Source organism: Rhodothermales bacterium (genome assembly GCA_013002345.1).
In the GTDB taxonomy this organism is placed as follows: Bacteria; Bacteroidota; Rhodothermia; order Rhodothermales; family JABDKH01; genus JABDKH01.
In genome coordinates this window covers 1-7841 of the sequence record JABDKH010000006.1, presented here as the reverse complement: position 1 = coordinate 7841, position 7841 = coordinate 1, and the positions used below count along the sequence as shown (strand labels likewise).

At 58.6% G+C, this 7841-nt stretch carries 6 protein-coding genes; 4 read left to right on the top strand and 2 right to left on the bottom strand.

What is annotated here, in order from left to right:
- From HKN37_00225 to HKN37_00215, 3 genes are all read left to right on the top strand, one after another.
- Positions 1-1454 (top strand): T9SS type A sorting domain-containing protein (locus tag HKN37_00225; GenBank protein ID NNE45063.1); only part of this gene is annotated, 1454 nt, incomplete at its 5' end.
- A gap of 874 nt (positions 1455-2328) precedes the next feature.
- Positions 2329-4593: a TonB-dependent receptor gene (locus HKN37_00220; GenBank protein ID NNE45062.1), complete on the top strand. Its 2265-nt coding sequence runs from the start codon at positions 2329-2331 to the stop codon at positions 4591-4593.
- Positions 4594-4597: 4 nt separating this feature from the next.
- Positions 4598-5524, top strand: a complete 927-nt coding sequence (locus tag HKN37_00215; protein NNE45061.1) for a DUF4249 family protein — start codon at positions 4598-4600, stop codon at positions 5522-5524.
- Between the two features lie 15 nt (positions 5525-5539).
- Here the strand turns inward: HKN37_00215 and HKN37_00210 are convergent, their stop codons facing one another.
- Together HKN37_00210 and HKN37_00205 are read right to left on the bottom strand one after the other, a co-directional pair.
- Positions 5540-6169 (bottom strand): CoA pyrophosphatase, encoded by a 630-nt coding sequence (locus HKN37_00210; protein NNE45060.1) that lies wholly within the window; start codon positions 6167-6169, stop codon positions 5540-5542.
- A 50-nt stretch (positions 6170-6219) separates the two neighbouring features.
- Positions 6220-6960 (bottom strand): hypothetical protein, encoded by a 741-nt coding sequence (locus HKN37_00205; GenBank protein NNE45059.1) that lies wholly within the window; start codon positions 6958-6960, stop codon positions 6220-6222.
- A 220-nt stretch (positions 6961-7180) separates the two neighbouring features.
- Here HKN37_00205 and HKN37_00200 point away from each other — a divergent pair.
- Positions 7181-7841: response regulator transcription factor (locus HKN37_00200; protein ID NNE45058.1), on the top strand; the 661-nt coding region annotated here is incomplete at its 3' end.

Here is a 7841-nt window from a genome sequence, read left to right as displayed (position 1 = left end):
ACATGTACCCGACGCCTGCTGATGGTCTTGGCCGTGACAAGGTGGGTGACCACACGTTTGGCGTCACATACGTTGCTGAGAATGGCGATCGGGTTGACAACACCGCTGCGTGCGTGAACTGCCACGGGGTATTCGACTCCTTCGCCGAGTTCATGTCCCGTAGCGACGATGACGGCGACGGCGTCGTTGAGCCGATCCAGGACGAGATCCACGGACTCCTCGAGCACGTAGCCATGCTGCTGCCGCCTGAGGGAACCACGGACATCCTGCCCGGCAACGATCCGTTCTGGGCAGCGCCTGAGAACCTGTTGTATCGCAAAGCCTTCTGGAACTACCTCATGATGGAGGAGGAAGGAAGCTTCGGCGTCCACAACTACCAGTTCTCGGTAGCCGTGCTGAAACTGACGGCGCAGGCACTCGAGTTCGGCGTTCTGGACGCAGGTATGATCATGGGCATCGAGGATGTACCGAATGATCAGGGTCGCCAGGTCGGCGTCGCATGGAGCCGCTTCGGCGGAGATGGTCCCAGCGATACTCCGATCGACGACTACTACGTCTGGAGAGCCGTTGAAAGCGTTAACGGCGCCAAGGCAGCCTACCAGTCGTTCAGCGAAGTGCCGGTCGTGACCGAGGATGGCGGAGTCGACCTCAGTTCGATGTCAGTCATGCTGGATGGTCATCTGTGGACAGCCGTAGGTCATCAGCCTGCTGCGGCATTCCCGATGTACAGCGCGGTTGTTCCGACGCTGGGTGATGCCACGGCGACCGATACCCTGTGGTCCACGTTCGTTGTATCCGGCCACGTGGCGGGTGCTCCGGACATGACCATCATCACCGAACCGATGATGGGCTACTCGGTTGACAACCTCGTCCCAACGGCGCCGATGATGTCGGCAGCCGGATCGAAGAGGAAGGTTGAACTGGTGTTCGAACTCGACAGGGAAGAGTACAGAAACGCTGATTTCGACTACTTCGCGATCTACCGGAGCACGGAGTCTGGCTTTGATCCTGTCGGCATGGAGCCGTTCGCGACCACGGCAGAAGACGTGTACGATGACACTGAAGTCACGTATAACAACACGTACTACTACCGCGCGGCCGCGTTTGACTTCTCCGGAAATCAAGGCGAGTTCTCCGACGAGGTGATGGGCGCAGTCGGTGTCGGTGTGGATGGAACAGGAGAAATTCCGATCGCTTTCGAGCTGTATCAGAACTATCCGAATCCGTTCAACCCGTCGACGACGATCGCCTTCGACGTGCCACAGACAAGCGATGTCAGCGTCGCTGTCTTCGACCTCCTGGGTCGTCAGGTACGCACGCTGGTTAACGGGTCGCTGCCTGCCGGAAAGCATACGGTCACACTCAATGCACAGAGCATGTCGAGTGGACTCTATGTGGTCCGGTTTGACACACCCGACGGAGCGTTTGAACGTACGATTCTGCTGATCAAGTAGAAGTCGTAATGGTGGAGAGGGATGGAAAGCCCGGCCCCGAAGGGGTCGGGCTTTCTTGTTTTATGCCGGCCATTGCGAGCGCACGCCCGCCTGCGTCATTGCGAGCGCACGCCCGCCTTCGTCATTGCTACGCTTCACCCCTCTGTCATTGCCGCGAAGGCGGCAATCCATGGCTGGATGAGGCCCCTCCGGACTCGCATGGATCCCCCGCCGGGCGGGGGATGACGTGACTGCATGAGGCCGCGCACCACGCCTTCGTCATTGCGAGCGCACGCCCACCTTCGTCATTGCCACGCTTCACCCCTCTGTCATTGCCGCGAAGGCGGCAATCCATGGCTGCATGAGGCCCCTCCGGACTCACATGGATCCCCCGCCAGGCGGGGGATGACGTGGATCGATGATGCAACACGCCCGCGTGCGTCATTGCGAGCGCACGCCCGCCTGCGTCATTGCGAGCGCACGCCCGCCTTCGTCATTGCCACGCTTCACCACTCTGTCATTGCCGCGAAGGCGGCAATCCATGGCTGCATGAGGCCCCTCCAACTTGCATGGATCCCCCGCCAGGCGGGGGATGACGTGGCTGCATGAGGCCACGCCCACGCGTTCGTCATTGCGAGCGCACGCAGTGCGCGCGGCAATCCGAGACGATGAGGGTTACCTGGCCGCCCGGTTCGCCGCGTCGGCCTGCGGCCTTCTCGCGAAGACGACGACGACTCAACGGGGCGACGACGCTTCCCTGCGCACGACACCTCTTGTGCGGATGGCAGCCTCTGCGGCGGACGTCTCTTGACTCCTTCTTCTCGCAACAATGGGTCAGATCGGGAGTGGGACGCTTCAAAGACTCTCGGAGCGATCTCAAATCAAACACCGATCAATGCGGTTCCTACCCTTCCTTCTCGCAGCGTCCGCACTTTGGGCGAATCCGCATGCCGCGGCTGCACAGGAGACCGCCTCGCTGAGCGGATTCATTCGCGACGCTGCCACGGGTGAAACTTTGCTTCTCGCCAACCTGGTTGTTCCCGGCACCTCGATCGGTACTGCAACTAATACGTCCGGGTACTATACCCTCACTGGCCTCACTCCCGGCGATTACACGCTTCGATTCTCGTACATCGGATATCGGGATTCCACGCTCGACGTGGCGCTTGCTCCAGGTGACCGGCGTCGCCTCGACATTGATCTCTATCCGGAAGAATTCATCGTCGGCGAGGTGGTCGTCACAGCGCGCCGGCAAACGGATGAAGAGGTACGGTCGCTCGGCGTAGCACAGATGAAGACGGATCTTGTCCGCGCAATCCCGGCCATCCTTGAGGCTGACGTGTTCAGGTCATTGCAACTGCTTCCGGGGGTCAAGGCGGCCTCTGACTATTCGAGCGGACTCTACGTCCGTGGCGGCAGTCCCGACCAGACCCTCATTCTACTGGACCGTACCACCGTCTACAACCCGAGCCACTTCTTCGGCTTCTTCTCCACGTTCAATCCAGATGCTGTCAAGGACGTTCGACTCTATAAAGGCGGATATCCGGCCGAATACGGTGGGCGACTGGGCGCCGTCGTAGACATCTATAACAAGGACGGTAACCGAAATCAGACCCAGGGAAGAGTGAGCCTGGGACTGCTCGCGTCTCGTGCCATCGTCGAGGGACCGTACCGACGCGGATCGTGGATGCTCGCGGTGCGTCGATCTACCCTGGAACCGCTTCTGGCCGTGCTGCAGAACCAGGACATTGATGGCATCCCCGACAAGTTTCATTTCATTGATGCGAACGGCAAGTTCAATGTCGACATTTCGGGCGACGATCGACTGTCGCTGTCGTTTTATGCCGGAGAAGACAAGCTGCTGCTGCCATTCCTCGACGACGCGAGCATCGATCTCAGCTATGGTAATCGGACGCTCAGTGCCAACTGGACGCACATCTTTTCCGAGCGCCTTTTCTCCAACTTCACGCTGACCTCGTCGCGATACTTCAGCCGCCCCGAATTCGAGATCGCAGGCACCCCTATTACACGATCTAACAACGTGTACGATCAGTCGCTCAAGGCCGATGTTGAGTACATGGTAAACGATCGGCATCAAATAAGGGCAGGGTTCTGGAGCGGCATATTTACGTTCAGGCTGCGGGACGAGTTTGACGGGGAGGAGTCGCTGTTCAAGAGAATTCAATCGCCTTACAGTGCCTTTTACGTCGAAGACATCTTCAGACCTACTCCGGCCTGGAAGATCACGGGTGGAGTCAGGGGTAACTATTTTGCAGAGGGAAACTACCTTCGTCTGGAACCGCGCATCGGCCTCGAGCACCAGATCAATCGCGCCCTTCGTCTACAGGTTGGATACGGTCGGTATTACCAGTTTCTGACATTGATCACGAACGAGCTGTTCACCGGATCGGACATCTGGCTGACGACGGCAGAAGGTGTGCCACCGGCCTACGGCGATCAGTATGTGGCCGGACTCAAGTCGAATGTGCTGCCCGGTCTGAACGTCGACTTCGAGCTCTACTACCGCACCATGCAGGATCTGTTTGAGCTGGATCCGCGGATTCCCGACGTCTCTGGTCTGGACTATGACGAACTATTCCGTTTCGGCCAGGGCTACGCGTATGGTGCGGAGGTCTTCGTGGAGAAACGGTCCGGTCGGCTGAACGGCTACGTCGGCTATACATTCGGAATCACGCGCCGGCGGTTTCCGGACTTCCCCGACCCCGGTCAATTTGACTATTACCCCCCGAAGTATGACCGGACTCACGATGTCAATGCCGTTGCAACGTATAGGCTCTCAAAACGGTGGAGTCTTACGGGCGTCTGGAGCATGGCGACGGGCCAGGCCTACACCAGACCTCGAACGCAGTATCGAATCATTGACAATCCCCTGGGCTCGCAGGTCAAAAATGCTCTCGTCAGTCCCTTCAACGCGGACAGACTTCCGTCCTACCAGCGCCTTGACATAGGCGCGAGTTTGTTCGGCCGATTCTTCAGGATTGCCGACTATGAGCTGCAACTGCAAGTGCTGAACGTCTATAACCGGCGGAACGTGTGGTTCTACTTCTTCGATTTCGAGGATGATGACACGGTCAAGCGCGAGGAGGTGCCCATGATTCCGGTGCCCATTCCGAATATCTCATTCACCCTGTCCTTTTGATTCCATGAAGATGCGTCCGGCGATTGTTGTGGGCTTACTGCTTCTTGCGGTCAGCGGCGGCTGTGACTCGGCCGTCACATTTGACCGCGACAATGAAATCGTCGTCGAGGGCTACCTCGTGGCCAACCGGGAGTTCGGACAGATCCGTGTGAGTCGCACGCAGCCAGTGGAGAATCGCTACGAGTACACGCCGTTTGCCATACGTGGCGCCGACGTTCAGGTACGCCGAATGGGGGCGTCCGGAGAAGTGGAAGAGGCGGTACAGTATTCCGAGGATCCCGATCAGCCCGGTGTGTACATCGCAGAGGGCGTAGAGTCGGTCCTGCCTCTCAGCGTGTACGAACTCCTGGTCAGCGTTCCGTCGACCGGTGAACAGCTCTCTTCGCGAACGACGGTTCCTGGAGCCTATACCATTCTGGATTCCGGGCCTGATACGGTCGTGTATCAGAGCCTCCAGCCTCCTGAAGTGACGGTCAGTCGCAGTATCTATCCGGGAAGACCGGCCATCTTTGTGTTTTCCACAGAATCCCTGGATCCGTCTGTTGAAAATCTGACCCCGTTCTACCGGGACGTCGTCGATCCTGACGACGACTTCGACGAGGAAGAACTGGAGGACTACCTGATCAACGAATCGCCGCTGCTTAATGAAGAGGGCTACGAGGCGATTTCAGAGGATGTCCTGAAGATCAAGGTGCCCTGGCTTGCGTTTGCATTCTACGGGCGGAATCTCTTGAGAAGCAACGCTCTGGACGACAACCTGTACGACTTCATTCGCTCCCAGTCGGTCCAGCAGGGTGGGTCGACCTTTGCGCCGGGCGAAATCCCCAATATTATCGATCACGTGGACGGTGGAACGGGCATTTTCGGCAGCTACTCCGTCGTCGAGAGGTTGGTTTATGTTCAAAGGCCGGCCGGCCTGGGTGCGAAGTGAGTTCGTTGCCGCGGGTCAGTCCGCTAGCGCCTCAACCAGTTCTGCAAGCATCATCGCAGTAGCGCCCCAGATCTTGTGACCGTCAAGATCGAAGAACGGAATGTCGACCGTCTGGTCACGCAGCGTACGAACCTCTGTAGAACGCGTAGCCGGATCACAAAGTTGATCCACATCTGCCAGTATGATCTGGCTGACTTCGTCGTCGGACGGCGCAAGTGATGCCGCATGGCTGACGACCCCCACGAACGGATACACGTGGTACCGCGACGGGGGAACGTACAGTGGTGTCAAGGCGCCGAGTAGCTGCACGTGGTACGACGACAATCCGATTTCCTCGCTCGCCTCCCGTAGTGCAGTATCCTGCAGATCCTCATCGGCCTCTCTTCGGCCACCGGGAAAAGAGATCTGGCCCGGGTGGTGCTTGAGATTCGACCGCCTCTCAGTCAACACGATTGCCGGACGTGAATGACTGGTAACGGCTACAAGGACTGCGGCCTCCCGTGTCCCGTCAGTGGGTGCGAACTCCCGGAGCAAGGCTTCTCGATGCGCGGGTGCCATTCCAAGCTGGGCCTGAAGCCCGGGCAACGTCCCGGCGAGTCTGGAGCTCAGTTTGTCTGCGATCTGATCGATATTCCATTGCGGCATCTCGTCGCAACCGTCACTTGCGGGTCGAGTTCCGGCGAATGATGAGGGCACTACCGAACTCGTTCGATCTTGAGGTCTTCGAACAAACTCTGCACTGAAATGATGGTAGTGAAGTGACGGAGCCGTCGCTTCTGTTGCACCGTGGCCTCGATTGATCGTCGGACGGGCACGTCGAGCTGCGCGATGCGTCGATATTCGTTTTCAACGATCAGCGATGTGCGCTGCGCACGCGGGCGAAAAATGGTCCGGCTTCGGACGAGGCGACCATCCGCGGCGTCGAACCACAGAGTCATTCGATCGATCCGAAGTCTCGGAACGGTCGAGAGCAGGTCGACCCGGTACAGATCTTTACCGTCGCGTCTCTCCAGCGTCGGCCTTCCCGTAGGACGGGTCCGCTGCAGCATACGTTGTCTCAGATCCGCGAACACTGTCGACTCCTGCCCGAGATCACGCGTGAAATTGGACCAGCGATTGGTCAGCTCCTCCAGTCGGTCGTCGGGTACTCTTCGGCCGTTGAGCTCCGCAGCAACTACGCGGCGGTCCAGATCCCCCTCCCGGGGATAGATCGTGACGTCAGCGGACAGCGTGACTGACTGGCTGCCGGAGGGTCCGTCCAGCTTGCGGTTGGTCGTCTCGCGAAGATCGACGCGTACGACCTGATCCCATTGCTGAACCTGCGTTCGGAGCCACTGCCGGTAATAGCCCGGTCGCGACGGGTCGTCCTGGGCTCGCAAAGTGCTCGATCCGAGTGCAAAACCGAGCACGAGTAGTAATGTTGTGTACGTGCGCATCGTCGATCGTCCATTCTTCTTTCCCCGTTCTACAGGGAAGGATCGTCCATGGTTGTCACAGAAGTGTGTCGGAATTGTCTGATTTGTTGATTGAAGCACATCCAGGACCAGGCCGCCCTTGAATTCGACGGGACGATTGCCGACCATCCATTTGACTAGTACGACAGCGAATCCGGCCGATAAGATACAGGTCAGGCCATGACATCTTCCCAGCGTTAACATGGAAACTCCCCACATTCTGCTTGTCGAGGATGATGAAGAACTTCGTGCCCTTGTCTCGAACAGACTGACCGAATCCGGATACGAAATTCGGTCGGCAGTATCCGGACTGGAGGCCCTGGACCAGGTCGCTTCGCGTGTTCCGGATCTGGTGCTGCTGGATATCATGATTCCGGAACTGGATGGCCTCGAAGTGTGCAAGCGTCTGCGTGCGGACCACCCACTTCTCTACATCATCATGCTCACGGCGCGCGCGCAGGAAATCGATCGCGTTGTCGGCCTTGAGGTGGGGGCAGATGACTACGTGACGAAGCCGTTCAGTCTCGACGAGCTTGTCGCGCGGGTCCGTTCCGCTCTTCGACGCATTCGGCTTACGCGGGAGCAGCCGGCTTCCAGCGAAGATGACCTCGAGCTGCTCGAACTTGGTGCGTTACGTATCGATCAGCTTCGTCGAGAGGTTTTCGTTGACGGAGAGAAACTGCACTTGACGGTTCGCGAGTACGATCTCCTGCAATTTCTGGCGCAGAACGCGGGGCGCCCGTTCACACGAATGCAACTGCTGGATCGAGTATGGGACATTCAGTACGAGGGCTACGATCGCACCGTCGACTCGCACGTTCAGCGGCTGCGATCCAAGATAGAGCCGGACCCGGGAAACCCCA